The following is a 1,179-nucleotide window of genomic DNA, read 5'->3' on the forward strand; positions in this document are numbered from 1 at the left end:
TGTTTTGTTCAGTTTTCAAAGAGCAAATTTGTAAGTCGCTTTTCAAATTGGCGACTTTATTAATATACCACGTTAACTTTTATAAGTCAACAGGTATTTCTAAAAAAATTGGTGGAGCCTAGCGGGATCGAACCGCTGACCTCCTGCGTGCAAGGCAGGCGCTCTCCCAGCTGAGCTAAGGCCCCGTAATGAATGGTCGGGAAGACAGGATTCGAACCTGCGACCCCTTGGTCCCAAACCAAGTGCTCTACCAAGCTGAGCTACTTCCCGATAATAAAATGGTGCGCCCGAGAGGAGTCGAACCTCTAACCGCTTGATTCGTAGTCAAGTACTCTATCCAATTGAGCTACGGGCGCATATGGTGCCGAGGACCGGAATCGAACCGGTACGGTAGTCACCTACCGCAGGATTTTAAGTCCTGTGCGTCTGCCAGTTCCGCCACCCCGGCAAGGGCTTGGAGCGGAAGACGGGATTCGAACCCGCGACCCCCACCTTGGCAAGGTGGTGTTCTACCACTGAACTACTTCCGCGCTTAGCAAGTAAAGATGATGCGGGTGAAGGGACTTGAACCCCCACGTCCGAAGACACTAGATCCTAAGTCTAGCGCGTCTGCCAATTCCGCCACACCCGCAAATGGTGAGCCATGAAGGATTCGAACCTTCGACCCTTTGATTAAAAGTCAAATGCTCTACCAACTGAGCTAATGGCTCACAAAGTGAGTTAAAAAACACCATATAAACATTACTTATTAACTTGTACAAAAAATGGTGCCGGCCAGAGGACTTGAACCCCCAACCTACTGATTACAAGTCAGTTGCTCTACCAGTTGAGCTAGGCCGGCGAAAAATGGTGGAGGATGCAGGGCTCGAACCTGCGACCCCCTGCTTGTAAGGCAGGTGCTCTCCCAGCTGAGCTAATCCTCCAATATAACGCCTGGCGGCGTCCTACTCTTGCAGGGACAAAGTCCCAACTACCATCGGCGCTGAAGAGCTTAACTTCTGTGTTCGAGATGGGAACAGGTGTGACCTCTTCGCTATTGCTACCAGACATTCCTTGAAAATAAGGACAAGTTATATTATATGCATTTTTAAATTAAAATGCAAGTCTTTTTTTAACTTATACCTTAAAAACTAAATAAGAGTGAATCAAGACATCAAAAAGAATTTAGTTAAGTCCTCG

Annotated in this window: 9 tRNA genes and 1 rRNA gene; all 10 read right to left on the bottom strand. The window is 47.7% G+C overall.

Going from position 1 to position 1,179, the window contains the following annotated elements:
- Positions 1–109 precede the first annotated feature (109 nt).
- The 10 genes from ACFOUV_RS07590 to rrf all read right to left on the bottom strand — a co-directional run bounded on the left by ACFOUV_RS07590 (position 110) and on the right by rrf (position 1,047).
- Positions 110–185 (bottom strand) — tRNA-Ala (locus ACFOUV_RS07590).
- An 8-nt stretch (positions 186–193) separates the two neighbouring features.
- A tRNA-Pro gene (locus tag ACFOUV_RS07595) sits at positions 194–270 on the bottom strand.
- 9 nt (positions 271–279) lie between these two features.
- A tRNA-Arg gene (locus tag ACFOUV_RS07600) sits at positions 280–356 on the bottom strand.
- A gap of 3 nt (positions 357–359) precedes the next feature.
- Positions 360–448 (bottom strand) — tRNA-Leu (locus ACFOUV_RS07605).
- Between the two features lie 7 nt (positions 449–455).
- Positions 456–530, bottom strand: a tRNA-Gly gene (locus ACFOUV_RS07610).
- A 19-nt stretch (positions 531–549) separates the two neighbouring features.
- Positions 550–631 (bottom strand) — tRNA-Leu (locus ACFOUV_RS07615).
- Positions 632–634: 3 nt separating this feature from the next.
- Positions 635–710 (bottom strand) — tRNA-Lys (locus tag ACFOUV_RS07620).
- Between the two features lie 55 nt (positions 711–765).
- Positions 766–841: transfer RNA gene (locus ACFOUV_RS07625), tRNA-Thr, on the bottom strand.
- Positions 842–847: 6 nt separating this feature from the next.
- A tRNA-Val gene (locus ACFOUV_RS07630) sits at positions 848–923 on the bottom strand.
- A gap of 8 nt (positions 924–931) precedes the next feature.
- A 5S ribosomal RNA gene (gene rrf, locus ACFOUV_RS07635) occupies positions 932–1,047 on the bottom strand.
- Positions 1,048–1,179 lie beyond the last annotated feature (132 nt).

The sequence above is a fragment of the Oceanobacillus longus genome (assembly GCF_042650085.1).
In the GTDB taxonomy this organism is placed as follows: Bacteria; Bacillota; Bacilli; order Bacillales; family Amphibacillaceae; genus Oceanobacillus; species Oceanobacillus longus.